The organism is Variovorax sp. J2P1-31, from assembly GCF_030317215.1.
In the GTDB taxonomy this organism is placed as follows: domain Bacteria; phylum Pseudomonadota; class Gammaproteobacteria; order Burkholderiales; family Burkholderiaceae_C; genus Variovorax.
In genome coordinates, this window is record NZ_JASZYA010000001.1 from 1,459,404 (window position 1) to 1,483,984 (window position 24,581).

General features: G+C 69.5%; 23 protein-coding genes. 13 read left to right on the top strand and 10 right to left on the bottom strand.

Features of this window, described 5'->3' with window-relative positions; translation table 11 throughout:
• The first annotated feature begins 2 nt into the window (after window positions 1–2).
• The 3 genes from QTI20_RS06720 (at window position 3) to QTI20_RS06730 (ending at window position 3,371) form a co-directional block, all read left to right on the top strand.
• Window positions 3–1,205, top strand: a complete 1,203-nt coding sequence (locus QTI20_RS06720; protein ID WP_286549048.1) for a fumarylacetoacetate hydrolase family protein — start codon at window positions 3–5, stop codon at window positions 1,203–1,205.
• Between the two features lie 15 nt (window positions 1,206–1,220).
• Window positions 1,221–2,294, top strand: coding sequence for an Ldh family oxidoreductase (locus QTI20_RS06725; protein ID WP_286549047.1), 1,074 nt, complete (start codon window positions 1,221–1,223; stop codon window positions 2,292–2,294).
• Between the two features lie 315 nt (window positions 2,295–2,609).
• Window positions 2,610–3,371 (top strand): SDR family NAD(P)-dependent oxidoreductase, encoded by a 762-nt coding sequence (locus tag QTI20_RS06730; protein ID WP_286549046.1) that lies wholly within the window; start codon window positions 2,610–2,612, stop codon window positions 3,369–3,371.
• A 29-nt stretch (window positions 3,372–3,400) separates the two neighbouring features.
• Here the strand turns inward: QTI20_RS06730 and QTI20_RS06735 are convergent, their stop codons facing one another.
• Window positions 3,401–4,339, bottom strand: a complete 939-nt coding sequence (locus QTI20_RS06735; RefSeq protein WP_286549045.1) for a Bug family tripartite tricarboxylate transporter substrate binding protein — start codon at window positions 4,337–4,339, stop codon at window positions 3,401–3,403.
• A gap of 341 nt (window positions 4,340–4,680) precedes the next feature.
• On the opposite strand from QTI20_RS06735, the gene QTI20_RS06740 reads away from it, so the two are divergent.
• The 5 genes from QTI20_RS06740 to QTI20_RS06760 all read left to right on the top strand — a co-directional run bounded on the left by QTI20_RS06740 (window position 4,681) and on the right by QTI20_RS06760 (window position 9,734).
• The gene (locus QTI20_RS06740) at window positions 4,681–6,090 is read left to right on the top strand and encodes an NtaA/DmoA family FMN-dependent monooxygenase (RefSeq protein ID WP_286549043.1); all 1,410 of its coding nucleotides are present in this window, start codon (window positions 4,681–4,683) and stop codon (window positions 6,088–6,090) included.
• Window positions 6,080–6,880, top strand: a complete 801-nt coding sequence (locus QTI20_RS06745) for an ABC transporter permease (protein ID WP_286549041.1) — start codon at window positions 6,080–6,082, stop codon at window positions 6,878–6,880. Before QTI20_RS06740 ends, QTI20_RS06745 begins: the two co-directional genes overlap by 11 nt.
• A gap of 40 nt (window positions 6,881–6,920) precedes the next feature.
• Window positions 6,921–7,949 carry an ABC transporter substrate-binding protein gene (locus QTI20_RS06750; protein WP_286549040.1) on the top strand — a complete coding sequence of 343 codons (1,029 nt, stop codon included), beginning with the start codon at window positions 6,921–6,923 and terminating at the stop codon, window positions 7,947–7,949.
• Between the two features lie 13 nt (window positions 7,950–7,962).
• Complete coding sequence (locus QTI20_RS06755) at window positions 7,963–8,751, top strand: ABC transporter ATP-binding protein (protein WP_286549038.1); 789 nt, start codon at window positions 7,963–7,965, stop codon at window positions 8,749–8,751.
• 458 nt (window positions 8,752–9,209) lie between these two features.
• The gene (locus tag QTI20_RS06760; protein ID WP_286549036.1) at window positions 9,210–9,734 is read left to right on the top strand and encodes a GNAT family N-acetyltransferase; all 525 of its coding nucleotides are present in this window, start codon (window positions 9,210–9,212) and stop codon (window positions 9,732–9,734) included.
• A gap of 145 nt (window positions 9,735–9,879) precedes the next feature.
• Here the strand turns inward: QTI20_RS06760 and QTI20_RS06765 are convergent, their stop codons facing one another.
• From QTI20_RS06765 to QTI20_RS06775, 3 genes are all read right to left on the bottom strand, one after another.
• A complete protein-coding gene (locus tag QTI20_RS06765) occupies window positions 9,880–10,344 on the bottom strand; it encodes a hypothetical protein (RefSeq protein ID WP_286574164.1) in 465 nt (154 codons plus the stop codon).
• Window positions 10,345–10,493: 149 nt separating this feature from the next.
• Window positions 10,494–10,730 carry a hypothetical protein gene (locus QTI20_RS06770; RefSeq protein ID WP_286550979.1) on the bottom strand — a complete coding sequence of 79 codons (237 nt, stop codon included), beginning with the start codon at window positions 10,728–10,730 and terminating at the stop codon, window positions 10,494–10,496.
• Between the two features lie 309 nt (window positions 10,731–11,039).
• Entirely contained in the window at window positions 11,040–12,062 is a 1,023-nt protein-coding gene (locus QTI20_RS06775) for an LLM class flavin-dependent oxidoreductase (protein ID WP_286549034.1), read from the bottom strand.
• 308 nt (window positions 12,063–12,370) lie between these two features.
• Between QTI20_RS06775 and QTI20_RS06780 the strand changes: the two genes are divergently transcribed.
• From QTI20_RS06780 to QTI20_RS06795, 4 genes are all read left to right on the top strand, one after another.
• A complete protein-coding gene (locus QTI20_RS06780; protein ID WP_183025761.1) occupies window positions 12,371–12,646 on the top strand; it encodes a LysR family transcriptional regulator in 276 nt (91 codons plus the stop codon).
• 59 nt (window positions 12,647–12,705) lie between these two features.
• Window positions 12,706–13,380, top strand: a complete 675-nt coding sequence (locus tag QTI20_RS06785) for a phosphatase PAP2 family protein (RefSeq protein WP_286549031.1) — start codon at window positions 12,706–12,708, stop codon at window positions 13,378–13,380.
• Between the two features lie 26 nt (window positions 13,381–13,406).
• The gene (locus tag QTI20_RS06790) at window positions 13,407–13,994 is read left to right on the top strand and encodes an AraC family transcriptional regulator (RefSeq protein WP_286549030.1); all 588 of its coding nucleotides are present in this window, start codon (window positions 13,407–13,409) and stop codon (window positions 13,992–13,994) included.
• Window positions 13,995–14,091: 97 nt separating this feature from the next.
• On the top strand, window positions 14,092–14,802 hold the full coding sequence (locus QTI20_RS06795; RefSeq protein WP_503011357.1) for a sulfite exporter TauE/SafE family protein: 711 nt from the start codon (window positions 14,092–14,094) through the stop codon (window positions 14,800–14,802).
• Window positions 14,803–14,820: 18 nt separating this feature from the next.
• On the opposite strand, the gene QTI20_RS06800 is transcribed toward QTI20_RS06795, so the two are convergent.
• Together QTI20_RS06800 and QTI20_RS06805 are read right to left on the bottom strand one after the other, a co-directional pair.
• Complete coding sequence (locus tag QTI20_RS06800; RefSeq protein ID WP_286549028.1) at window positions 14,821–16,239, bottom strand: sensor histidine kinase; 1,419 nt, start codon at window positions 16,237–16,239, stop codon at window positions 14,821–14,823.
• A complete protein-coding gene (locus QTI20_RS06805; protein ID WP_183025769.1) occupies window positions 16,236–16,919 on the bottom strand; it encodes a response regulator in 684 nt (227 codons plus the stop codon). Before QTI20_RS06805 ends, QTI20_RS06800 begins: the two co-directional genes overlap by 4 nt.
• A 191-nt stretch (window positions 16,920–17,110) precedes the next feature.
• On the opposite strand from QTI20_RS06805, the gene QTI20_RS06810 reads away from it, so the two are divergent.
• Window positions 17,111–17,434 carry a hypothetical protein gene (locus QTI20_RS06810; protein ID WP_286549026.1) on the top strand — a complete coding sequence of 108 codons (324 nt, stop codon included), beginning with the start codon at window positions 17,111–17,113 and terminating at the stop codon, window positions 17,432–17,434.
• Between the two features lie 6 nt (window positions 17,435–17,440).
• Here the strand turns inward: QTI20_RS06810 and QTI20_RS06815 are convergent, their stop codons facing one another.
• From QTI20_RS06815 to QTI20_RS06830, 4 genes are all read right to left on the bottom strand, one after another.
• Entirely contained in the window at window positions 17,441–20,149 is a 2,709-nt protein-coding gene (locus tag QTI20_RS06815) for a winged helix-turn-helix domain-containing protein (RefSeq protein ID WP_286549024.1), read from the bottom strand.
• Between the two features lie 81 nt (window positions 20,150–20,230).
• Complete coding sequence (locus QTI20_RS06820; RefSeq protein WP_286549022.1) at window positions 20,231–21,427, bottom strand: lipid-transfer protein; 1,197 nt, start codon at window positions 21,425–21,427, stop codon at window positions 20,231–20,233.
• Complete coding sequence (locus tag QTI20_RS06825) at window positions 21,424–23,307, bottom strand: acyl-CoA synthetase (protein WP_286549020.1); 1,884 nt, start codon at window positions 23,305–23,307, stop codon at window positions 21,424–21,426. Before QTI20_RS06825 ends, QTI20_RS06820 begins: the two co-directional genes overlap by 4 nt.
• Window positions 23,308–23,318: 11 nt before the next feature.
• The gene (locus QTI20_RS06830) at window positions 23,319–24,455 is read right to left on the bottom strand and encodes a DUF5938 domain-containing protein (RefSeq protein ID WP_286549018.1); all 1,137 of its coding nucleotides are present in this window, start codon (window positions 24,453–24,455) and stop codon (window positions 23,319–23,321) included.
• Window positions 24,456–24,581 lie beyond the last annotated feature (126 nt).

A 24,581-nucleotide genomic window follows, 5' to 3' on the forward strand; every position in this document is an offset into this window, starting at 1 on the left:
ACATGAACGCAAACTCCCCATCCTCCGCCGCCATCCTCGAACGCTTCCTGCCGGCCGACGGCTGCGCGGGCACGCTGGTGGCACGCATCTGGCAGCCCGGTGTCCATGCCGGCCCCAGCGTCGTCGCGATCCGCGAAGACGGCGTGCACGACATCTCCGAAACCTTCCCGACCATGAGCAGCCTGCTCGAGACCGAATCTCCGGCGGACAGCGCGCGCGCTGCCGCGGGCGTGAGGGTCGCGGGCCTGGCCGAGATCGTCGCGAACAGCATCGTGGCGCAACGCGACGCCTCGAAGCCCTTCTTCCTGGCCCCCTGCGACCTGCAGGTGGTCAAGGCCTCGGGCGTGACCTTCGCCGAGAGCCTGATCGAACGGCTGATCGAGGAGCATGGCGCGGGCGACCCGGTGCTGTCGGCCCGCTTTCGCGACCAGGTGCTGAGTGTGGTGGGCGCCAGGCTCGAGGGCCTGAAACCGGGCAGCGACGAGGCCATGAAGCTCAAGGCGTTGCTGGTGGAGAAGGGGATGTGGTCGCAGTATCTGGAGGTCGGCATCGGGCCCGATGCCGAGGTCTTCACCAAGGCGCCGGTGCTCGCGGCGGTGGGCTATGGCGACCACGTCGGCATCCGCGCGGATTCGGTCTGGAACAACCCAGAGCCCGAAGTCGTGCTGGCGGTGAACAGCCGCGCACGCATCGTGGGCGCCACGCTGGGCAACGACGTGAACCACCGCGACATCGAAGGCCGCAGCGCGCTGCTGCTGGGCAAGGCGAAGGACAACAACGCCACCTGTTCGATCGGTCCCTTCATCCGTCTCTTCGACGCGCACTACGGTCTGGACCAGGTCCGGCAGGAGCAGGTCCGGATGACCGTCACGGGCCTGGACGGCTTCGTGCTCGAAGGCAGCAGCTCGCTCGAGAAGATCAGCCGCGACCCGCTGGAGCTCGTCGCGCAGACCATGGGCAGCCACCAGTACCCCGACGGCATGCTGCTGTTCCTGGGCACGATGTTCGCGCCCACGCAAGACCGCGGAGCTAAGGGCAAGGGCTTCACGCACCAGGTGGGCGACCACGTCAGCGTGCGCGCGCAGTGGCTGGGCGAACTGGTGAACGAGGTCCGGCATTGCAACGATGCGGCGCCCTGGACCTTCGGCGTGCGGGCGCTGGTCAACAACCTCGCCGCGCGCGGCCTGCTGCGCCATGGCCTCTGAAGCCATGAGGTCCGCATGACTTCGCCGCCACGCTATCCCGCGCCAGCCCTGGCCGCCTTCGCACGGGACCTGCTCCAGTCCGCGTCGATGCCGCCGGAGAAGGCCGCCGCCGTCGCGGACACGCTGCTCGACGGCGACCTGCTGGGCCACGACACCCACGGCCTCGCGCTGCTGGCGCCCTACATGGACCAGATCGCCAAGGGCTTCATGCAGGTGGCCGGCGAGCCCGAGGTGCTGCAGGACCGGGCCGCGGTCGCCGTCTGGGACGGCCACCGGCTGCCCGGGCCCTGGCTGATGCTGGAGGCGCTCGAAGCGCTCAAGCCCAAGGCCAGGCGCTACGGCACGGCCTCGCTGGTGCTGCGCAACAGCCACCACATCGCGTGCCTGGCGTCCTACCTGCGCAAGGCCACGGAAGAGGGCTTCATGGCCTTCATCGCCAGCTCCGACCCCACCGTGCGCACCGTGGCACCGCATGGCGGCACCCGGGCCGTCTTCACGCCCAACCCGATGGCGATGGGGCTGCCCACCTCGGGCCCTCCGGTGCTGGTCGACATCTCGTCCTCCATCACCACCAACAGCATGGTGCGCCGCCTCGACGCGGCCGGCCAGATGTTCCCGGAAGACTGCATGCTCGATGCGGCCGGCGCGCCGTCGCGCGACCCCGCGGTGCTGTCGACGCAGCCCCCGGGCACCTTGCTGCCGCTGGGCGGCATCTCGGCGGGCCACAAGGGCTACGGCATGGCGCTCTACGTCGAGGCGCTGACCAGCGCACTGGGCGGCTACGGCCGCGCCGACCCCGACCTGCTCGAAGGGGGCTGGTGCGCCAACGTCCACCTTCAATTGCACGACCTCGAGGCCTATGCGGGTCGGGGCGAGTACGTCCGCCAGATGGACTGGATCGTCGAGGCCTGCCGGACGAATCCGCCGCAGCCAGGCGTTGAGGCGGTGCGGTTGCCGGGGCAGCGTGCGGCCGAGAACGCCTCCAGCCGTCTGCGTTCCGGTGTCCCGCTGCGTGACGAGGTCGTGGCGGCGTTGCAGCACTGCGCTGCCGTCCAGGGGCTCCCGTTCCCGGCCGCGATCGAGCGCTGACAGGGCCTCCGCTGCCCCTGTCTTGTGCGCACGCGGTGTCTCCACACCGCGGTGCTCGCGCAGGTGTTCCTTGCGGCCGCGCCGCTGAACTTCGCCCGCAGGATCCGGCAGACTCTGGCAAGATCGACCGGCGCCAGACACGGCGCCCGATCCTTGGCCCGTACGACAGGGCCATGCCTGCCCGCCCCGGCCGTTGACCGAACGGCCCTTGGCTTCGTCGACGCGATGAAGTCGGCAGGCTTCAGTGCTCCCACCCAGCCCGCACAGGCGCGCGGCGGTGGTGGGCTTGATGGCAACCCCTAAGAGATCTTCCAGATGAATGTCAATCCAACAAGGGATGGCGCGCTTCGTGTCGCATTGGTCACCGGATCCACTTCCGGCATCGGGGCCGCGATCGCGCGCAGGCTCAGTCACGCCGGCCATGCGGTGGTTCTTCATTCGCGCAGTTCCGCGAAGACGGGACATGCGATGGCCGCCGAATTGCCGCAGGCGGTCTATGTGCAGGCCGACCTGGCCCTGGAAGCCGATCGGGTTCGCCTGGTCCGCGAGGCCATCGCGGCATGGGGTCAGCTCGATGTGCTGGTGAACAATGCGGGCATCAGCAAGGTGATTCCGCACGACGACCTTGCCGCCGCCACGTCGGCGGTGTGGCACGAGCTGCATGAAGTCAACGTCGTGGCGCCTTTCCATCTCGTCGCGCTGGCCGAGTCGGCCTTGCGCGAGGCGGCTCGCTGCCGCCGCGCGGGCTGCGTCGTGAACATCAGCTCGCACGCGGGCGTCCGCCCCAAGGGGGCATCCATTCCCTATGCGGTGAGCAAGGCCGCGCTCAATCACCTGACACGCCTGCTCGCGCTGTCGCTCGGTCCGGACATTCGCGTCAACGCCGTGGCGCCGGGCCTGGTCGACACGCCGCTGACCGCCGACTGGACCGCGGCACAGGCCTTGTGGCGCGAGCGCGCTCCGATGCGCCGTGCGGCGAGTCCGGACGACATCGCGCATGCGGTGCTCATGCTGGTGGCGTCCGACTATCTCACCGGCGAAGTGCTGCTGTCGGACGGCGGCTTGAATCTGACCTGAGGGCAGGGCACCGCCTTCGGCGCGAGGGCCTACGGCTTGCCCTTCAGCCCGGCCTTCTCGATCAGCTCGGCATAGAAGGCATGGTCCTTGGCCAACGCCTCCTGAAAGGCCGGGCCGTCGGCGTAGGCGTAGCCCATGTTCTGCTTCTTGAGCGCATCCTGGAACTGCGGGTCGGCCGCGACCTTGGCCGCCACCTGTCGCAGCGTCGCCATGATCGCCGGCGGCGTGTCCTTGTGCGCGGCAAGGCCGCGGAACGCGCCCAGTTGGATGTCGTAGCCCTGTTCCTTGAGCGTGGGAATGTGCTCGTAGCCTTCGGTTCGCGTCTGCGACATCATGCCGAGGATCTTGACCTTGCCGCCGGTCACATAGGGCCAGACCTCCGCGCCGGCGATCGTGGTGGCCTGGATGTGGCCGCCCAGCAGGGCGAGTGCCGAGGGCCCGGCCCCCTGGTAGGGGATGTGCGTGAACGCCACCCCGGCCTGCTTTTCCAGCGCCGCGGCCGCCAGGTGGTAGGCGCCGCCGGTGCCGCCGTTGCCCACGCTCAAGCCACCCTTCTTCGCCGCGGCCAGCACCTCGGCGACCGAATTCCAGGGGGAGTCGGCCTTGACCGAGAAACCCGCTGGGTCGAAGTTGAGCCGGGCGATGGGCGCGAAGTCGCGGTAGGTGATCTTGGTGTAGCCCATGTTGGCCTGCACCACGAGGTCGGTCGCGAGGATGACGATGCGGTAGCCGTCGGGCGGACTGTGCGTCACATAAGACCATCCGATGGCGCCGGCGGCGCCGGACTTGTTGATGACGATCAGCGGTTGGGAGAGGTAGGAGGTCGCGACCTGCGCGAAGGCGCGCGCCAGCACGTCGGTCCCGCCGCCCGCGGGGTAGGGCACGACCAGTTCGATGGGCCGTGCCGGGTACTCGCCGCCTTGGGCGCTGGCCAGGCCTGGCAGTGAAAGACAGGTGGAAGTCGCCACGGCCAGAGCCCAGGCGCGTCGAGTGAATCGAGTGGTCACGAGTAAAGCCTTTCTGAAGCAGTAGGGGGAGCAGCACCGTCTGTGCGTCGAGTGATTTGCAGATGAACTATGTGTTCTGTATGTACAGATGATGTCCTGCAAGTGAATCATAAGATTCGGTAAAGGAACGTCTTATTGGTGTTTGTTCGCATGTGCGAGAAACGACGATCGGGTAGCCGCTCGGCGGCAAAGGGCCGGCCAAGCTGGAAAACCGTCTGTGCACATGCGGAAATCTGCGTTCCTCGCAGTCCTGTGGGCGGGGGAGACTTGCCGGTTTCTCTCCACCAGCGACCCTTCTTCGGATGCCGAGCCTTTCCTCTTCCCCGCGTCAACTTCACTTCGGCATCTTCCTGTTCTCCATCGGCTACCACCCCGGCGCCTGGCGACTGACCGGTGTGGACCCGAAGGCCTCGCACGATCCCGCCTTCATCGCGTCGATCGCGCGCAAGGCGGAAGACGCCAAGTTCGATTTCTTCTTCCTCGGCGACGCGCTCGCCACCAGCGCCGAGCAGCAGTACGTGTTTCCGTCGCAGACCGTGCGCCTGGAGCCCTTCACGATGCTCGGCTACGTGGCCGCGCACACCCAGCGCATCGGGCTGATCGCCACCGCCAACACCACCTACGCCGACCCGTACCACATCGCGCGCCAGACCGCCTCGCTCGACCACCTGAGTGGCGGCCGGCTCGCATGGAACGTGGTCACCGGCGCCGACGAGCGCGCCGCGAAGAATTTCAGTCGCGACCATCACTGGGACAACAGCCGCCGCTACGACTGTGCGGAGGAACTGGTGGACGTGGTCTCGCAGCTGTGGGACTCGTGGGAAGACGACGCGCTGGTCGGCGACCAGGAAGCCGGCCTGCTGGTCGACCCCGCGAAGCTGCATACCATCGAACACGAGGGCAGCTTCTTCCAGGTCAAGGGACCGCTCAACGTCGCGCGTCCGCCGCAAGGGCAGATCCCGCTGGTGAACGCCGGCACCTCGCCGCGCTCGCGGACCTTCGGTGCCGCACGCTCGACGGTGGTGTTCGCGGGCGTGCCCACCTTCGAGGCGGCGCAGGGCTTCTACCAGGAAATCAAGGCCGGCGCGGTGGCCAGCGGCCGCGCGGCGGACGACGTGTCGGTGCTCCCCGGGCTGGTGCCCTACATCGGCCGCACCAGCGAGGAGGCCTATGCGCTCTACCAGCGGCTCAGCGCGCTGATCGCCGCCAAGCTCGACACGGCCGCGCTCGAGCGCGACCTGCGCGTGCCGCTGGCCGGCCTGTCGGGTGAGGACCAGTTCCCGGCCTTCGACGAAGCCGATCCGGCCTTCGCGCTGGCGCGGCTCTTCATCACGCAGGCGCGCCAGCTCAACCGCACCGAGGCGCCCACGGTGCGCCATGTGTTCGAGTACGCGATCGCGCGCGGTCGCGGCCACTTCCTGGCCATCGGCAGCGCCGAGGAGGTCGCCGACACCATCCAGCACTGGTTCGAGAACGGCGCGGCCGACGGCTTCAACATCTGCCCGCCGCACCTGCCCGCGGGGCTGGACGATTTCGTCGAACTGGTGCTGCCGATCCTGCGTGCGCGCGGCCTGTTCCGCGAGGACTACAGCGGCAGCACCTTCGGCGCGCACTTCGGCCGCACCGACAAGCCGGCCAACCGCTTCGAGGGCGTGCGCACCGCCGATGCCGAGTTCGGCCGCATCACCGAAACGCACCACCGTGTGGTCTGAGTCGAAAAGGAAGCCGGGCACGCGTCCGGGCTTCGGGGGCTGGGGCATCGTGCTCGCGCAGGTGGCCACCGCGCTGGCGCTGCTGGGTGTCTGGGAGGCCGCGGTCCGCGCTGGCGCCGTGAGCGCGCTCTACCTGCCGGCGCCCACGGCCATCTTCGAGCGCTTCGTGCCGATGCTCACGCGCGGCCAGTTGTTGCATCACACGGGCGTCACGCTGGCGGAGTTCGCCGTGGGCTATGCGGCGGCGGTCGTCGCTGGCATCGGCTTCGGCGTGCTGCTGGTGCTCACGCCCTCGGCGGAACGTTTTGCGCAACCCTTCATGGCGGCGCTGATGTCGGTGCCCAAGGTCGCCATCGTGCCGCTGCTCGCGCTGTGGCTGGGCATCGGCTTCAGCCACAAGGTGGCGATCGTCTTCCTGTTCTCGGTGTTCCAGATCCTCTACAGCACCATCGCCGGCATCAAGCAGACGCGCCGCGAGCACCTGAAGGTGGCGCGCGCCTTCCGGGCCTCGACGCTGCAGACCGTCTGGAAGGTGATCCTGCCCTCGGCCGTGCCGACCCTCTTCGCGGCGCTGCGCGTCTCGGCCTCGGTGGGGCTGGTGGGGGCGCTGTTCGCGGAAATGCTCTCGTCCAAGGAGGGGCTGGGCAACCTCATCACGCGCTCGACCGCCTCGCTCGACACGGCCGAGACCTTCGCGCTGATCGGGCTGGTGACGGTGCTGGCCGTGGCCATGATCGCCGCGCTCGACCTGCTCGAGCGACTGCTGTTCCTGCGCTGGCGGCCTGCCTGAGGCCCTGCGCATTCTTTTCTTTTCCCTGTTCGACAGATCCATGACCTCCATCCCTTTCATCGCCCGCGCTCGCCGAATCCGCTGGGCCCGCCTGGTCGCCGTCGGCGTGGGCATCGCCATCCTGGCCGCGTGCTCGCGCAGCGAGCCCGAGGCGAAGGCGCCCGTGGCCGTACCGGCCGCCGAGGCTGCGCCGCTGAAGTTGCGCTACGCCGGCTACCCCGGTGTCACCGGCCTGGGCGTGCAGCTCGGCATCGAGAAGGGCTTCTTCAAGGACGAAGGCCTGGCGCTCGAGTTCATCAACACGCAGGATGCGATCTCGGGCCTGGCCAGCGGCGACATCGACATCGCCGACTGGAACACCACGGGCGCGATCGTCGCGGCCGGCAAGGGCGTGCCGCTGAGCATCGTCGCGTCGATGTTCCGCCATGTCGGTCCGTTCTACCTCGTGGGCGCGCCCGACGTGGCCTCGGTGGCCGCGCTCAAGGGCAAGACGGTGGGCGCGGCCGCCTTCGGCACCGGCCTGGACGTGTATGCGCGCACCATCCTGTCGAAGGAGGGCGTGCCGCTGGACAGCGTGTCCTTCGTGGCCAACGGCGTCAACGCCGCCGCGCTCGCCACGGTGGAGAACGGCTCGGTCAGCGCCACCATCCTGCACGAGCCCTTCGCCTCGCTGGCCGAGGCGACCGGCAAGGGCAAGGTGCTGGCGGCCGGCTACGACTACCTGCCGCGCTTCCACACCGGCGTGATCGTGGCCAACAACCGGTTCATCGCGAATTCTCCGCAAGGCGTCGAGAAGTTCCTGCGCGCGTACTTCAAGTCCAACGAATACGCCAAGGCCCACCTCGACGAGTACAAGGCCTTCTACGCGAAGCGCCTGGGCGTGGACCCGAAGGTGGCCGATGCCGCGGTGCAGCGCGAGCTGCCGATCTGGGCCAACGACCCCAAGGTGTCGCTGGAGGAAGTGCAGGAAACGCAGAAGATCCAGCTGGCGCTGGGCTTCCAGAAGGAGCTCTACGACGCCGCGAAGTTCGTGAACCTTGCGTTCATCCCCAAGACCCCGGCGCCCTGAGCGCGCGGCATCCATGGCGGAATTCGTACTCGAATCGCTGGGCAAGGTCTTCGCGGGCGCCGTGCCCGTCACCGCGCTGGAAGACGTGAACCTGCGCGTGCGCGCCGGCGAGTTCCTCTGCCTGCTGGGCGCGAGCGGCTGCGGCAAGAGCACGCTGCTCGACATCCTTGCGGGACTGGAGCGCCCGAGCACCGGCACCGCGCTGTTCGACGGCCAGCCCATCGCGGGCCCCGACCCGCGCCGCGGCCTGGTGTTCCAGGACCCGGCGCTGTTCCCCTGGCGCAGCATCGCGCAGAACGTCGGCTTCGGCCCCGAGCTGCGCGGGCTGGGCCGGCGCGAGCGTCGAGAGCGCGCGATCGCCAGCCTGGCGCGCGTGGGCCTGGCCGGCTTCGAGGACGCGTATCCGCACCAACTCTCGGGCGGCATGCGCCAGCGCGCGGGCATCGCGCGCGCGCTGGCCAACAACCCCGAGGTGCTGCTGATGGACGAGCCCTTCGGCGCGGTCGACCACCTCACGCGCATCGCGCTGCAGGAGGACCTGCTGCGCCTGTGGGCGCGCGAACGGCGCACCATCGTCTTCGTGACGCACGACGTGGGCGAGGCTGTGTTCCTGGCCGACCGCGTGGTGCTGATGTCGCCGCGGCCGGGGCGCATCCATCGCATCTTCGACGTGACGGTGCCGAGGGCGCGGGTGCGCGGGCAGAAGGCGCTGATCGAGATCGAGGCCGAGGTGTATGAGGCCATTCATGGGATGGATGAAAGCCAGGGGGCCGTGCATTCGACCGCTGCCGCTTTTCAGTGAGGAGGCGTGCCTGCCTTTGGCGTCGAGTGCATGCGGCCGGAGGATTCACCGAGCTTGGATGCCGTGTCGCGCTCGAGCTGGAATTCCCGGGCATGTCTCATTTACTTTGGCATTGGGCGGCTAGATTTCAGGGGGGCGTGGCACTTGGGTCGTGCTCTCGGTGGTGTGATGACTACAGTCGGCCAGAAGCGGTCGTTGCCGACGGTCAAATGTTCGCTTCAGCCGAACGGTGGTCGGCGGTCGGCGGTCGGCGGTCGGCGATTTTGTCGAAATCTGTTATATCTGCACGTTCACGCAGTACATCGCTTTAAGGCATTGACCATGAAAGACATTCAGGCGTTCTGCCGCCAATGTGATCCCACAGGCGATCTGCAAAGTTCGCAGAAGTGCGGGATACAACAAAGTTAGACCGCAGTTAGCTTATGCTCGATTTTCCAGCGCTGGAGACATCCCGACTCATGCTGCGTGAGATCGTGGAATCGAATGCGGAAAATATTCTTCGAATTCATGGCGACGCCGAGTACATGAGATGGTTTGGATCGGATCCGATTCGCGATCTTGACGGCGCCGCGAAGTTGGTCGCTACGTTTGCCAGTTGGCGGAAAGAGCCGGTTTCTGGTGCACGCTGGGCCGTGGAGTTGAGAGGTCAGCCAGGACTGATCGGTACATGCGGCTTGTTTCGCTGGAATCGAAACTGGAGATCCTGCATCATCGGCTACGAAATCGCTCCGGCGTATCAGGGCCGCGGATACGTGAAGGAAGCTCTAGAAGCGATCATCAGTTGGGGTTTCCGAGAGGTGCAATTGAATCGAATCGAGGCGCAGGTACACCCTGACAACACGGCCTCTCTGGCCTTACTCGAGGCGCTCGGATTCCTGCAGGAAGGGCGACAACGGGAGGCTGGCTACTGGGCGGGCCGGCACCACGACCTCCTTCAGTACGCTCTGCTCAATGCGCAGTGGAGTACAGCGAATGCGGTCTAACCTTTTACTGCAGCGGGAGGCTTCGCCCACCGCTGAGCTTCCACGTTGAGCGTCCGCTTTCGGCCCCGCCCGGTGACTGCTATGGGCCCGAAGCGGAAGTTCGCTTCGCCGAAAAGCGGTCGTTCAACCGCGTCCGCAATCAAACCTAGACGTTCAGCCAGCTCACTTCAAAAGTAGCTGAGTGAAGGCCTGGTGCAGGCCATCGCTTGCCTTGAAACTGACTCGCATCGGCTAGATACGCTTGGGTCGGCATGAATGTCGCACCGCGCCGGAACGTGTCTACGCAAAGCCGCGAGGCGGCTGCTGAGATTTCGCGCATCAGATTCGAGAAATGAAGGTTGACACCGGAGCGCATTGGATAGCTATCCAGTTCCACTCTCCCCGCGTGATAGTCCAAGTCCCATGCGTGCCAGATTGCTTCTGCCTCTACGACCTTGGCCAATAGGATGGCATCGATGGGCGCAAGGTCATAAATTCCATGTCTAGGTGTTGAACTGCCTTCACGGAGCCAAAAGTAGTGTGGCGCGCCTCCGCAATCTGCCACTCCTTCTTCCGGCAATTCGACCTCTCCGTCATAGTCAAAGTAGCTGTAGACGCGCTCAGTTCCCATAGTTTTCCCTACTTCATGAATGTCCGCAGTTGGCCGAATCTTGCCTCAGGCCGCGAGCCGCTACTTCTGGCCGCGTGCCGACGCTGTCCTGTAGTCGCATCAAGGAATCGCTGACTCATAACTTGCTACGGGCCGACTATTCTTTGCCATCATGGAATAGTCAAGTCCAGGCCAAGCATTCTGCCAAGGCCAAAGGTGAAGAGCGAGATCACCAGGAGCGATAGCAAGAAGACTGCGGCCACCTTGCCGCTCGTGCGTAGCACCGCGCTCTGCTTCTTCTTGTCCTTTTTTCCTTTCTGATAGTGCCATTTGATGGCGAAGAACATGCCCGTGCCGAACACGAGAAGCTTGAACGTAACGAAGACGATGGGGACCCAATCCATAATTTTGAATATTCCAGGCTATGAGGTGACTCTATCTATCGAGAGGAGGGCCGGTCCGCGACCGGTCAATCAGACAGGCAGCGCGCCCGGGTGACAGGGCAGAAGGCGCCGATCGAGGTCGAGGTCGAGGTGTATGGTGCCATTCATGGAATCGATGGCGGCGATGAGGTCGTCGGCACGGCGCATTCAGACGCTGCTGCCTTTCGTGAGGATCGGGGCGATCAGCAGATGGCCCGAGGCCTCGATGCGGCGGTCGAGCCGATGGAGAGCGGGCCCCTTGCATCGGGTGCGATGCAAGGGGCCCGCGCCACCTCAGCGCCAACCCAGCGCCGGCGCCACCTGGGTCAGGATGGTCTCGATCACGTGCGCGTTGTACGCGACGCCCAACTGGTTGGGCACGGTCAGCAGCAGGGTGTCGGCCTCCGCGATGGCCTCGTCCTGCGCCAGCTGCGCGATCAGCTGCTCGGGCGCCGCGGCATAGCTGCGACCGAAGATCGCCTGCGTCTGCTCGTCGATCAGGCCGACCGTGTCGCCTTCCTGGCCGCCGCGCCCGAAGTACATGCGGTCCTGGTCGTTGACCAGGGCGAAGATGCTGCGGCTGACCGACACCCGCGGCGTGCGTGCATGGCCGGCTTCCTTCCAGGCCGCGCGGTAGGCGCGGATCTGGCGCGCCTGCTGCACATGGAAGGGCTCGCCGGTCTCGTCGGTCTTGAGTGTCGAGCTCTGCAGGTTCATGCCGAGCTTCGCGGCCCAGACCGCCGTCGCGTCGGAGCTCGATCCCCACCAGATGCGTTCGCGCAGGCCCTCGGCATGCGGCTCGACGCGCAGCAGTCCCGGCGGGTTCGGGAACATCGGCCGCGGGTTGGGCTGGGCGAATCCCTCGCCCCGCAGCACGTCCAGGAAGACCTGGGCGTGCTCGCGCGCCATGTCGGCGTGCGTGCGGCCTTCGGCGGGCTCGTAGCCGAAATGGCGCCAGCCCTCGATCACCTGCTCGGGCGAGCCCCGGCTCAGGCCCAGTTGCAGGCGTCCGCCGGCAATCAGGTCGGCCGCGCCCGCGTCCTCGGCCATGTACAGCGGGTTCTCGTAGCGCATGTCGATCACGCCGGTGCCGATCTCGATGCGGCGCGTGCGGGCGCCGATGGCGGCCAGCAAGGGGAAGGGCGCGCTGAGCTGGCGGGCGAAGTGGTGCACCCGGAAATAGGCGCCGTCGGCCCCCAGTTCCTCGGCCGCCACGGCCAGCTCGATGGACTGCAGCAACGCGTCGGCGGCGGAACGTGCCTGTGACTGGGTCGACGGCGTCCAGTGGCCGAACGACAGGAATCCGATCTTCTTCATGGCTTGTGCTTTGCAGGGGTGGTCTGGGGCCGTGCCCGGCTGCGGATGGAGATCCGGCCGAGGCATGCGGGCCCGCCACTGTGCCAGTTGCCGCAAGACCGGGTGCGCGGGCGGTTTCTGGCTCGGCCCCAGCCTGGGCCGGCCCTGAATATGCAAGTGCGGATTGATTCGTTCACGGTACGCGCGGCGCCCCCTATCGTTCCGGTTTTCGTTTCCTGCGGCCGTTCCCGTGCATCCTTCGTCTCTCTCCATCCAGGCCGCGCGCCGGATGCCATCGCTCTCCCGCCCCTCCGTCTCGCGTGCGTACCGTGTTCAGCATTGAACTGGTCGAGGCGCTGCGCGAGGTGTCGCGCCATGGCAACCTGACGCGCGCCGCCTCGGCGATGGACCTGTCCAAGTCCACCATCAGCAAGTACATCACCGAGCTCGAGTCGCAGGTCGGCGTGCGCCTGCTGCACCGGAGCACGCGCGTGGTGGAGGTGACCGACGCGGGCCGCCACCTGCTCGAGCGCAGCGTGGCGCTGGTCGACCTGGCCCGCTGCATCCAGTCGGAACTCGATGCGCGGGGCGCATCGCTGCGCTGAGCCCCGCGCCTGGTACGGCCTTCATGGGCGCGCCGAACGGACCGACTATCCTCGGGGCGGTGACGACGCCCCTGCATCCCCTGGTCCCCGGCAACCTTTCGCATTTCCTCCTCTGGATGGGCGACAGCGGCCTTGCCACGCTGGTCGTCGGCGCGGTGGCGCTGTGCCTGGCCCTGCGCAGGCAGACGCGCGGGCTGGCCTGGCTGTGGGCGGGCACCTTCGTGCTCGTGACCTCGCTGGTGTTCGCGACCAAGCTGGGCCTGTTCGGCTGGGGCGAGGGCTTCGCATCGCTCGACTTCCGGGGGCCGAGCGGGCACGCCACCCTGTCGGCCTTCGTCTGGCCCATGGTCGCGTGGCTGCTGACGCTGCATGCCGACCGGCGCGTGCGCCTCGCGGCCCACCTGCTCGGCGCGGCCTTCGCGCTGGCGATCGCATGGATCCTCGTCGCCTACGACTTCCACTCCCTGCCCGAAGTGGTCGCCGGCAGCCTGCTCGGTGGCGGCGCGTCGGTGGCGTGCATCGCGGCCGCGCGTTCGGCCGCGCCGGCGCCCAGGCACATCACTTTGCTGGCGGCCCTGATGATCGCGTTGCTGTTCGGCCTGCAGCACGGCACGCAATTCGGGCCGCTGGTGCGCTTCAAGGCGAAGGCGCACCAGCTCGTGGCGGCCGACGGCCATCCGGCGCTGCGCGGTGGCAGCGAGGCCGCCCGAAGCGGCCGGCGCGACGGGACCTGAGGCGCCTTCGGCCGAAGATTTCGACGATGGCCGTCACCAATCCCTGGCGCTATGCGCTCGATGCCGACGCGGTCGAGGTGGGCCATTGGCAGGGCGACAGCGCACCCGCGCTGACCGCCCACTTCCACGCGCAGGCCCAATGCACGCTGGTGCTGCGCGGCAGCCGGCTGTTCGGGATCGGCGACCGCGCGATCCTGGTCTCGGCGGGCGAATGCCTGCTGATTCCCGCCGGCCTGCCGCATCGCAGCCTCGCGCACGTCGACCCCGGCACGGCCTGCCTCAATGTCTACCTGGAGGTCGAGGGACCGGCGCAGGCGTCTGCGCTGGCGGGCACGCCGGAGACCGTGGCGCGCCTGGCCGAGCGGGCCGGCGTGAGCCGCGAGGCCTTCACGCGCAGCTTCGCGCGGCGCACGGGCCTGCCACCGGCCGCCTACCGGATCGTTCATCGGCTCAACCAGGGGCGGATGCTGTTGCGGCATGGCGCATCGGTGGCCGATGTGGCGTTTGCGCTCGGCTTTGCCGACCAGAGCCATTTCGGGCGCCTGTTCAAGCAGCGCTTCGGCACCACACCCGGTGCCTACAGCCGCGGCCTGCGCGCATCACAAACGTTCTAGACCCTCGCCCTGTCGCTCCCTAGTCTCCTGCGCTTTGGAGGCCGTGGATGCAGACGTCGATGGGTGCATTGCTTTTTGTCTCGGGGCTGGCGGCGGTGTGATCAACGCGGTGGCGGGCGGGGCCACGCTGATCACCTTTCCCGCCATGCTCGCGGCCGGTCTGCCGCCGGTGGTCGCCAACGCCTCGAACGCGGTCGCCATCGCGCCTGGGCACCTGCTCGCCGCCATCGCCGACCGGGAGAAGCTGCCGGTGGTCGACCGCTGGCTCGTCTGGACCCTCGCGGCGGCGGTGCTCGGGGGTGTCGCGGGGGCGCTGCTGCTGCTGGCCGTGCCGGAGCGCCTGTTCGTGCTGCCGGTGCCGGCCTTGATCGGCTTCGCCACGCTGCTCTTCGCCTTTGCGCCGCGGGTCCAGGCATGGTCGGCGCGGCGGCGCGAGGGCAGGGCGGCGTCGCCATGGGCCGGCCTGGGCAGCGTGGCCGGGGCCTCGGTCTATGGCGGCTTCTTCGGTGCGGGGCTGGGCGTGATCCTGACGGCGATCCTGGCGATCCACGACGCGGGCGACCTGCGGCGCGTCAAGGTGCTGAAGAACCTGCTCGCCACGGCGGTGAGCCTGGCGGCGGTCGCGATCTTCGTCGTCCAGGGCGCCGTGCGCTGGCCGGAGACCATCGTGATGCTGGCGGGCGCATTGCTGGGCGGCTACGCCGGCGGACACCTGGTGCGCGTGCTGCCGGCCCAGGCGACCCGCTGGGTCGTCATCGTCGCGGGCGCGGTGATGACGGTCTTCTACGCATGGAAGTACTGGCGTTGACGGGCCGCGGCGCGGGCGTCACCCTTGCGCCAGCGGCAGCCTTACCGTCACCTGCAGACCGCTGCCACCGCCCTCAGCGACGCCCAGCGCGATCTGCCCGCCGTGCTTCTCGACCACCGACTTGACGATGGCCAGGCCCAGGCCGCTGCCGGTCTGCAGCTGGTCGGGCGTGCGGAAGAAGCGGTCGAACACGCGCTCGCGCAACGCGGCATCGATGCCGGGTCCCTGGTCGGACACGGTCAGCACGGCCTGGTCGGCCTCGCGCGCCAGCCGCACCGTGACCACGCCGGCCGGCGGGCTGTACTTGGTGGCGTTCTCGACCAGGTTGTCGACCATCGAGGTCAGCCCCTCGCGCGCGCCCAGCACGCGCAGGTCACGTTCCGTCGTGACCAGCTCCAGCTCGACGCCGCGGGCCTGGGCCAGGCCGGACAGTGTCGCGAGCCGGTCCTGCAGCAGTTCGTCGAGCGCCAGCTTCTCGTTCGGACCGACGTCCATGTCGGCGCTGCTGCGCATCAGCCGCAGCAGCTGGCCCACCAGCCGGGTCGCGCGGTCGATGCTGCGCAGCACACCGCTCAGCAGTTCGCCCTGGTGCTCGGTGAGCCGGTGCTGGGCCTGCAGGGCTTCGACGTTGATGCGGATGGCCGCGATCGGCGTGCGCAGTTCGTGCGCGGCATCGGCGATGAAGTTGCGTTCGCGCGCGGCGCTTTCCGACAGGCGCTGCATCAGCGCGTTGACGCTCTCGACCAGCGGCCGCAGTTCGGCGTGCCGCGCTTCGAAGCCCAGCGGCGTCAGGTCCTTCGGCCCGCGCGCGGCGATCTCCGTGCTGACCTCGCGCCAGGGCCGCAGCGCGAGCCGTATCGACAGCCAGGCCGGCAGCAGCAGGAAGGGGATGCTGATGATCAGCGGCATCAGGTAGTAGCCGCGCGAGTTGAAGGTCACGATCAGCTGCTTGCGGTCGCTGGGCGTGACGAGTGCGACGCGGGTGTCCGAATGCGGCGACTGCCGCGTGCTGGCGCGCCAGTAGCGGCCTTCGACGAACAGGCGCTCGAGCGTGTCGAGCCGGCTGTTCCGGAGGGTGTCGGGCACGCCGTCGGATTTGTAGACCAGCCGGCCGGCCTGCCAGACCAGCACGCTGGGCGCCATGGCGGGCTCGTTCTTGTCGCCGTAGGCCTCGCGCAGCGCCACGTCGAGGGCCTGCAGGCTGGCATGCTGCAGTGCCGGCCGGTCGGCCAGGTTCTCCGCGACGGACAGCACGGCGTCGTAGGCGTCGGTGGCGCCGTACAGGTCCTGGTTGAAGGCCTCGACCAGGAACAGCCCCACCAGCACGCTCCACAGCAGCGCCAGCGTGGCCACCTGCCCCAGGAGCAGGCGGCGCACCAGCGTGGGCCGGGTCCAGCGCTTCCAGCGCGGCTCGCGCGCGGCAACTGCGGCGCTCATGGGCGCGCCGTCAGCGGCTGTTCCGCCTGGTCGATCACGTAGCCCACGCCGCGCACGGTGCGGATGTAGCCATCGCCGATCTTGCGCCGCAGGTTGGAGATGTGCACTTCCAGCACGTTGCTCTCGTTGACCATGCCGCCGGGCACCAGCTGTTCTTCCAGCACGCGGCGCGTGATCACGCGGTCGACGCGCCGCATCAGCAGGCTCAGCAGCTCGAACTCGCTGCGCGACAGCGCCACCGGCGCGCTGCGCACCCGCACGCGCCGGGTCGGCTCGTGCAGCGTCAGGCCGCGCACCTCGACGGTCCCGTCGTCGAAGCCGTAGCTGCGCCGCACCAGCGCGCGCACGCGCGACAGCAGCTCGGCCAGCACGAAGGGCTTGACCAAATAGTCGTCGGCACCGCTGTCGAGCCCGTTGAGCCGATCGTCCAGCGCGTCGCGCGCGCTCAGGATCAGCACCGGCGTCTTGTGGCGCTCGCGGCGCATCTGCATCAGCAGGCCCAGGCCGTCGCCGTCGGGCAGGCCCAGGTCGAGCAGCACCAGGTCGCAGGTGCCCGACTGCAGCGCGCGCGTCGCCTCCTCGATCCGGCGCACCCAGACGACCTCCATGTCCTCGTCCCGCAGGGCCACGCGGATGCCGTTGCCCAGGTCGAGGTCGTCTTCCACCAGAAGTATTTTCATCGGGGGAATCTAACCGCTCACGTTAAAGAAAAGCTGAAGGGCACGCGGCGCGCGGGCCCGGCCATTCAGCCAATCTTCAGGGAATGCCGAGGCTGTCTTCAGGTGGCGGCGGAAGACTGCAGGGGTGCAGCGCCGGCGGGGCGTGCGTCCGCAGGCGCTGCACTTCTTGCAAGGACTGGACGCTCATGTGGATGACGAAAAAACAAGCCTGCTCGGCCCTCATCGCGCTCGTGCTGGGCGCCTTCGCGACGGCGGTGTGCGCGGCCGAGCGGCCCGCCCAACACCGGGGCCACGAGCACGCCGCGGCGCCGGCGGGGTGCTGCGGCCCGATGGCGGCAGGGCCGGTCGCCTGGCCTCTGGCCGAACGCGGCGCCGCGGCTTTCGAGGCGGAGCGCGATGCCCGCCCGGCAAGGTCCATCGGCGCCGCGGCCGGCTATGCGCGCCTGGGCCGCTTCCGTTGCTGGGTGGCGGTGCGGACCTACCTGCGGCGCCAGTTCCTGCAGGCCGGCGGCTGAGGCGCCTCAGATCAGCGGAATCTCCCGCGCCCGCGCCAGCGCGCTGGTCCGGTTCTTCACGCCCAGCTTGGCGAAGATGCGGTGCAGGTGCCATTTCACCGTGGCCTCGGCCAGGAACAGGCTGGCCGCGAGCTCGCGGTTGCCCAGCCCGGCGTCGAGCAGGCGCAGGATCTTGAGCTCGCGTTCGGTCAGTGGCTCGACCAGGGGCTTGGGCGCGTCGGTGGCCCGCACCGTGGTCGTGGTGGCGGGCGCGATCGTCCGGCCCGCGGCGCGCAGCAGGGTTTCGAGGTACTCCTGCGGCACCGGGTTGTGGCTGGCGGGCACCAGCGGGCCGCGGCGGCCGTGGATCTGTTCGACCAGTTCGGGGATCAGCGGATCGGCGTCGACGAAGCTGCGCACCAGGCCGCAGCGCGCGCCCGCGCGCAGCGCCTCGTCGAGCGTGCGCAGCGCGGGGCCGGGCTCGAGCGCGCGCTGCTGCTGGGCAGCGCGCAGCAGCAGCAGCCGCACCCGCTGCGCCTCGTGGCCGTCGCGCTGCGCACGCCGCAGCGCATCGGACAGCGCACCGGCGGCCCGCGCCGCGTCGACCGCATGGAGCAGCCGCAGCGTGACCAGCACCACGGGGTCCGGCTCGGCCTCGAGCGCGACGCTGCGCCAGCCCGTGTCGTGCCGCAGCAGCCCATAGGACTGGGCCAGCTTGAGCGCGTCGTCGAGCGCGCCGGCCTGCAGCCGCAGTGCGCAGCGTTCGGCCGCCAGCACGCGGGCCAGCCGTGGCAGGCCCAGCCGGTGGCCCAGCGATTCGCCCTCGAGCAGGCAGGTGTCGGCACCCGCCGTTTCGCCGCGCAGGCGCAGCAGGCGCGCGCGCGTGAGGTAGCCGGCGGCGGTCATTTCCACCAGGCCGTGCTCGTCGACGAAGGGCAGGCCCAGGTCGAGCAGGCGCTGGGCCTGTTCGAGTTCGTGGTGTTCGTAGCAGACCTCGGCCGCGAGCAGCAGCGGCATCGAGGCCGCGTACGAGGACACGCCCAGGCTGCGCTCGACCTCGGCGATGCCGCGCCGCGCCTCGGCCAGCGCCGCGTGGTAGTCGCCGCGGCGGATCGCGATCATCATCAGCAGCGCGCCCGCCCAGGCGATGCCGTAGTGCGCGGCGCTCGGCTCGAAGGAGGCGCGCGCCAGTGCGAGCGCCTGCACGCCGCGCTCGAAGTCGTCGGTGGCGCAGCAGCCGAAGGCCAGCACGTTGGCCACCACGCCGACGGAGAAATCGTCGCCGCGCGGCGTCTGCTGCAGCCAGGCCTCGCTGCGCGCCTTGGCCAGCATCGGCTGGTCTGTCAGCGCGAAATACACGCAGCGGATCATCTCGACCACCCGGCGCACCGGATCGTCGGTGGCGCCGGCGGCGTGGGCCTCGAGCAGCAGCAGCTCGCGGTCGGCCTCGGGGTAGCGGCGGGTCAGCACCAGCGACCAGGCATGGCCGATGCGGATCTGCGGCCGCGCCTGCACCAGCGCCGGCGGCAGCCGCGCGATCCAGTGCAGCAGGGTCGCATGCTCGCCGCGGTGCTGCACCAGCTCGCCCGAGAACTGCGCGACCAGATCGGCCGCGCGCTCGAGGTCCCGGCCCTCGAAGGCGTAGCGCACCGCCTCGTGCGGCAGGCCGTTGCGGTCGAACCAGGCGCTGGCGCGCAGGCAAATGGCGCGCGTGCGTTCGGCCGACTGCTCGCGCATGCGCGTGCGCAGGTAGTCGGCGAACAGATGGTGGTAGCGGAACCAGGTGCGCGATCGGTCGAGCCCGGCCAGGAACAGGTTGCGCGCCTGCACCTCGGCCAGCAGCGCGCGGCTGTCGTGGCGGTCCAGCACCTCGTCGCAGAGTTCGGCGCAGAAGCGGTCGAGCATCGCGGTGCCCAGCAGGAACTCGCGCAGGTCGGGCCGCAGGCGGTCGAGCACCTGCTCGCCCAGGTAGTCGGTGATGTCGCGGTCGGTGCCGGAGAAGGCGGTGAGGAAGGCGGCCTTGTCCTCGCTGTCGCGCAGCGCGAGTGAGGCCAGTTGCAGGCCCGCGATCCAGCCCTCAGTGCGGTCGTGCAGGGTCTCGATCTGGCTGCGCTCGAGCGCGGTGCCGCTCACCCGGCCGATGAACTCGGCGGCTTCGTCCAGCCGCAGCCCGAAGTGCGCCGCGTCGAGTTCGAGCAGTTCGTCGCGCACGCGCAGCTGGCTCACCGACAGCGGCAGCCGCGTGCGGCTGGCCACGATGAAGCTGACGCCGGGCGTGGCATGGGCCAGCAGCCATTCGAGCTTGCGGTGGACGAGGTCGCTGCCGACCAGATGGAAGTCGTCGAACACCACGAGCAGCGGGCGCGTGCCGGCCGCGAGGTCCTGCAGCAGCGAGGTCACGACCGCGTCGAGCGAGGCCAAGGTGCCGGCGCCGAACTGCGCCAGCGCGTTGCGCCCGAGCGCGTCGTCCGCATGGTGGAGCGCCTCGGCCAGGTAGCGCATGAAGCGCAGCGGATCGTTGTCCTCCGCATCGAGGCTGAGCCAGGCGGTGGCCACGCCCAGCCCCTCGGCGCGCGCGACGAACTGCGTGAGCGCGGTGGTCTTGCCGTAGCCGGCCGGCGCGGTGATGCTGACCAGCCGCTTGGCCAGGCCGATCTGCAGCAGCGCCGACAGCTGTTCGCGCGCCAGCAGGCTCAGCGGCACATGCGGCGGCGCGAGCTTGGACCGGACCAGCATGGTGGGTGCGTTCGGCTCCACGGAAGTCGTGCTCGGGACGGGAGTCTTGGGCGAAGGGTTGCGGCGCGCCATGCACCCAGTCTAGGACGCGCCGTCACCCGACTGGTAGAGGGTGACTACGCAGGCGCCGCCCAGCCCCAGGTTGTGCTGCAGCGCCAGCCGCGCGCCGGCCACCTGCCGCTGCTCGGCCGTGCCGCGCAGCTGCCAGACCAGCTCGGCGCATTGGGCCAGGCCGGTGGCGCCCAGCGGGTGGCCCTTGGACAGCAGCCCGCCCGAGGGGTTGACCACCCAGCGGCCGCCGTAGGTGTTGTCGCCGTCGAGCACCATCTTCTCGCCGCCGCCCTCGGGCACCAGGCCCAGCGCCTCGTAGCTCAGCAGCTCGTTGGCGGTGAAGCAGTCGTGCAGCTCGATCACGTCGAGGTCCTCGGGGCCCACGCCCGCCTGCTCGTAGACGCGCTGCGCGGCGGCGCGGGTCATGTCGAAGCCGATCAGCCGGCGCATGTCGCCGGAATCGAAGCTGTCGGCGCGGTCGGTGGTCATGGCCTGCGCGGCGATGGTGATGCGCGCATCGAGGCCGTGCTTCCGGGCGAAAGCCTCGCTGCACAGGATCGCGGCCGCGGCGCCGCAGGTGGGCGGGCAGCATTGCAATCGGGTCATGGGGTCGAAGACCGTGGGCGAGGCCATCACTTCCTCCAGCGTGATCGGCTCGCGGAACACCGCCAGCGGGTTGCGCGCCGCATGGCTGCGCGCCTTGACCGCGATGCGGCCGAAGGTGTCGGCGCGCGTGCCGTATTCCTGCATGTGCCGGCGCGCGGCGCCGCCGAAATACTGCGCGGCGACGGGCGTGCCGGGGGCCGCGCCCTGCAGGCCTTCCATCGTGGCCTGGAAGCGTTCGAGCGGGTTCGGCCGGTCGGTGAACTGGGCGCCCAGCGCGCCGCGCTGCATCTGCTCGAAGCCCAGCGCGAGCACGCACTCGGCCGCGCCGCTGGCGATCGCCTGGCGCGCGAGGAAGAGCGCGGTCGAGCCGGTGGCGCAGTTGTTGTTGACGTTGACGATCGGGACGCCGCTCAGGCCCACGGCGTACAGCGCGGCCTGGCCGCTGGTGGAGTCGCCGTAGACGTGGCCGACATAGGCCTGCTCGACCCACGCGTAGTCGAGGCCGGCATCGGCCAGCGCGGCGCGCGTGGCCATCGCGCCCAGCTGGTCGTAGGGCAGGCTGGCGCTGGGTTTGGCGAAGGGCACCATGCCCACGCCGACGACCGGGACCTTGGCAGTCATGCGGATTCCTTCCATTCGAGGGTCCAGCGCACCGGCAGGCGGCCGAGCGCGGATTCGGCCTGTTGCATCAGCGCGGTGCTTTCAGGGCCGGTGGGGCGGGGCGCGCGCACATGGGCCTCGAGCCCGTGCAGCGCATGCGGCACCACCTCGACCGCCACCCGCACCGGGCCGAGCGTCTTCTCCACGGTCTCGGTCAGCGCGCGGGCGATCGCGAGTTCGCGCAGCCGCGGCTTGAAGATCTTGTTGACGGCCGTGAGCGGCATCGCCTCGAGCACCACCACGTCGACCGGCACGGCCGCGCGCTCGGCGATCACGGCGCGCGCATGCGCGAGCAGCTCGGCCGCGCTGCAGCGCGTGTGCTGGCGCAGCGTGACGTAGGCCATGGGCAGCTCGCCCGCATGGCCGTCGGGCTTGCCGACGGCCGCGGCCAGCTCGACCGCCGGGTGGCGCATCAGGCCTTCCTCGATCATCGCGGGGTCGATGTTGTGGCCGCCGCGGATGATCAGGTCCTTGGCGCGGCCGGTGAGCCAGAAATAGCCTTGCGCATCCTGCCGCCCGAGGTCGCCGGTGTTGAGCCAGCCGTCGGCCAGGCAGATGCCCTGGTTGTCCTTCTCCTGCACATAGCCCGAGAACACATAGGGCCCGCGCAGCAGCAGCGTGCCGATCTCGTCGACCGCGGCCTCGCGCAGCACCGCGCCGTCGGCGCCCAGTTGCGCGACCTTCATCTCCTGGTAGGGCAGCCGCAGGCCGATGGAGCCGATCGCGCGCTGTCCGTCGCGCGGGTTGAGCGCGCTCACGCAGGTGGCCTCGGTCATGCCGTAGCCCTCGAGCAGCCGCAGCCCGGTGGCGGCCTCGAAGCGCTGGAACAGCTCGGGCGACAGCGGCGCCGCGCCGCAGATCGCGAAGCGCAGCGAGGCCAGGTCGGCGCCGTCCTGCGGCACGTTGAGCAGCGCCGACAGCACGGTCGGCACGGCGCTGAACAAGGTGGCGCGGTAGCGCTCGACCGAGCGCCAGAAGGCGGCGAAGGTGCGCGGCTCGCGGTAGCCCGAAGGCGAGAGCATCACCACGTGCGCGCCCACGCTGAAGGGCGCCAGGCCCGTGACCATCATCGCGTTGGAATGGAACAGCGGCAGGCCGCACAGCAGCGTGTCGTGCGGGCCCATCGCGACCGCGGTCGACACCGCCCAGGCATTGGCCGCCTCGTTGAAATGCGTGCGGCGCGCCAGCTTGGGCGTGCCGGTGGTGCCGCCGGTGTGGAAGTAGGAGGCGATGTCCTCGCCCTGCGGCGCGGTGCCGACCAGGGCGTCGCCGGGCTGGGTGTCGAGCAGGGTGTCGAAATCCAGCGCCCACGACGGGCAGGCATCGATGCCACCCACGCGCAGCACGTTCTGCAGCGTCGGCACGCGCTCGCGCAGCGCCTCGACCTTCTCCCAGATGCCGGGCTGCGCCTGCCGCCCCTGCGCCACCAGCACGCGCGTGCCGGCGGCGTTGAGGATGCCGGCCATGTGCTCGACTTCCAGGAAGGGATTGACCGGGTTCACGATGCCCGCCGCTTCGGCGCCCCAGAGCGTGAAGTGGGTCTGCGGCAGGTTGGGCAGCAGGTACGAGACCACCTCGCGCCGGCCCACGCCCAGCCGGGTGAAGGCGTGGGCGGCCTGCGTGACGCGCGCGGCCAGCGCGGCGTAGTCGAAGCGGGTCTCGCCGTCGGCCGGGTCGCCGGTGGGCACGAAGCTCAGTGCCGGCGCGCCGGGCGTCAGGTCGGCCTGGCGCACCAGGGCCGCGTAGCTCGAGACGGGCGAGGCCAGACGCTGGCGGATCGGCACGCGCTCGATGGCTTCGATGTCGCGCAGGTCGCGCAGGGGCGGGTGGAGGGCGGTCATCGGCATTCGTCTCAGTCGCTGATGCTCAGCTCGGGTTTGGCCACCAGGCCGAAGGCGCGCAACTGGCCCAGCAGCTCGTGGTGGCCGAAGGCCTGGCAGCCCGAGGCGAAGCCCACGCGCTTCGGCGGCTGCTGCAGCAGCGCGTGCGCGGCGTAGGCCTGCAGCAGGCCGGTCTGCTTGTAGTTGCTGTTGCCGAAGATCACGCAGTGGGCGCGGCCCAGCGGGCCCGAGGCATGGACCGAGTCGACCGACTTGTTGAGCCGCGGGTTCTCGCGCGGCGGCATGGTGTTCATCACGCTCGCGGCGGTCTGCGACAGCGCCGCATATCGGTCCTGCTCGTTCATGCCCTCGGTGGCCTTGAGGGCCGCCTCGACGATCTTCGGCACGCCCATCATCAGCGGCTTGTTGAACACGCCGCCCAGCACCTTGACGTTGGCCACCCGCGGGTCCTTGCGGAACCACACCGGGTGCGAGGTGCCGCCCCAGGGCAGGGCCAGCGCCAGCTCGTGCTGGCCCGGGATCGCGAGGCTGTAGAGCCCGGCGTCGGGCTGCCACTCGACGAAGCGGTTCTGCTGCAGGTGGAAGGCCTTGGAGGTCGCGGCGTTGACCAGGATGGTCTGGGTCGAGGCGATGGTCGGGCTGCCGCCCCAGAACACCGCGATGTCCAGCGTGTCCAGGCCGGGCGTCTCCAGGCACAGCTGGGCCGCGATTTCGCCGGTGGTGTACATGTGGGCCAGCCCGGGCGACAGCAGCAGGCCGGCGGCCGCGAACTGCGCGCCGTACTCGGCCTCGAGCGTGATCAGCCAGTCCTGCTCGCCCGTGGTGTCGGTGTAGTGGCACTTGGCCGCCAGGCAGGCCTGCACCACCTCGGGCCCGAACTTCGCGAACGGGCCCACGGTGTTCAGCACCACCGAGGCGCCGGCGAACAGCTTCGTCAGTGCCGCCGTCGTGTGCTCCACCGCCACCACTTCGTAGTCGGCGGTCTCGATGCCCGGCACGTTCGACTGCATCGCCGCCTGCAGCTTGTCGGCGCTGCGCCCCGCCGCGATGAAGGGGATGCCGTACTCGCGCAGGTACTCGCAGACCAGCCGGCCGGTGTAGCCGCTGGCGCCGTAGACGATGACGGGTTTCTTGGCGCTCTTGTTCATGTTCAGTCTCCGTAAATTTCAACCAGGATGCAGACGTGTGCCAGGGCACCCGTGGATCCGGCTCCGCCGGTCCACCGGGTGCGCCCCCCTTGGGGGGAAGGGCCGGGCGACACGCAGTGCGCGCGG

What these genes read in the sequence shown, in the direction of transcription:
- QTI20_RS06720 (WP_286549048.1), top strand. Translation starts at nt 3, where the DNA reads ATGAACGCAAACTCCCCATCCTCCGCCGCCATCCTCGAACGCTTCCTG.
- QTI20_RS06725 (WP_286549047.1), top strand. Translation starts at nt 1,221, where the DNA reads ATGACTTCGCCGCCACGCTATCCCGCGCCAGCCCTGGCCGCCTTCGCA.
- QTI20_RS06730 (WP_286549046.1), top strand. Translation starts at nt 2,610, where the DNA reads ATGAATGTCAATCCAACAAGGGATGGCGCGCTTCGTGTCGCATTGGTC.
- QTI20_RS06740 (WP_286549043.1), top strand. Translation starts at nt 4,681, where the DNA reads ATGCCGAGCCTTTCCTCTTCCCCGCGTCAACTTCACTTCGGCATCTTC.
- QTI20_RS06750 (WP_286549040.1), top strand. Translation starts at nt 6,921, where the DNA reads ATGACCTCCATCCCTTTCATCGCCCGCGCTCGCCGAATCCGCTGGGCC.
- QTI20_RS06755 (WP_286549038.1), top strand. Translation starts at nt 7,963, where the DNA reads ATGGCGGAATTCGTACTCGAATCGCTGGGCAAGGTCTTCGCGGGCGCC.
- QTI20_RS06760 (WP_286549036.1), top strand. Translation starts at nt 9,210, where the DNA reads ATGCTGCGTGAGATCGTGGAATCGAATGCGGAAAATATTCTTCGAATT.
- QTI20_RS06765 (WP_286574164.1), bottom strand. Translation starts at nt 10,344, where the DNA reads ATGGGAACTGAGCGCGTCTACAGCTACTTTGACTATGACGGAGAGGTC.
- QTI20_RS06775 (WP_286549034.1), bottom strand. Translation starts at nt 12,062, where the DNA reads ATGAAGAAGATCGGATTCCTGTCGTTCGGCCACTGGACGCCGTCGACC.
- QTI20_RS06790 (WP_286549030.1), top strand. Translation starts at nt 13,407, where the DNA reads ATGGCCGTCACCAATCCCTGGCGCTATGCGCTCGATGCCGACGCGGTC.
- QTI20_RS06800 (WP_286549028.1), bottom strand. Translation starts at nt 16,239, where the DNA reads ATGAGCGCCGCAGTTGCCGCGCGCGAGCCGCGCTGGAAGCGCTGGACC.
- QTI20_RS06805 (WP_183025769.1), bottom strand. Translation starts at nt 16,919, where the DNA reads ATGAAAATACTTCTGGTGGAAGACGACCTCGACCTGGGCAACGGCATC.
- QTI20_RS06810 (WP_286549026.1), top strand. Translation starts at nt 17,111, where the DNA reads ATGACGAAAAAACAAGCCTGCTCGGCCCTCATCGCGCTCGTGCTGGGC.
- QTI20_RS06815 (WP_286549024.1), bottom strand. Translation starts at nt 20,149, where the DNA reads ATGCTGGTCCGGTCCAAGCTCGCGCCGCCGCATGTGCCGCTGAGCCTG.
- QTI20_RS06820 (WP_286549022.1), bottom strand. Translation starts at nt 21,427, where the DNA reads ATGACTGCCAAGGTCCCGGTCGTCGGCGTGGGCATGGTGCCCTTCGCC.
- QTI20_RS06825 (WP_286549020.1), bottom strand. Translation starts at nt 23,307, where the DNA reads ATGACCGCCCTCCACCCGCCCCTGCGCGACCTGCGCGACATCGAAGCC.
- QTI20_RS06830 (WP_286549018.1), bottom strand. Translation starts at nt 24,455, where the DNA reads ATGAACAAGAGCGCCAAGAAACCCGTCATCGTCTACGGCGCCAGCGGC.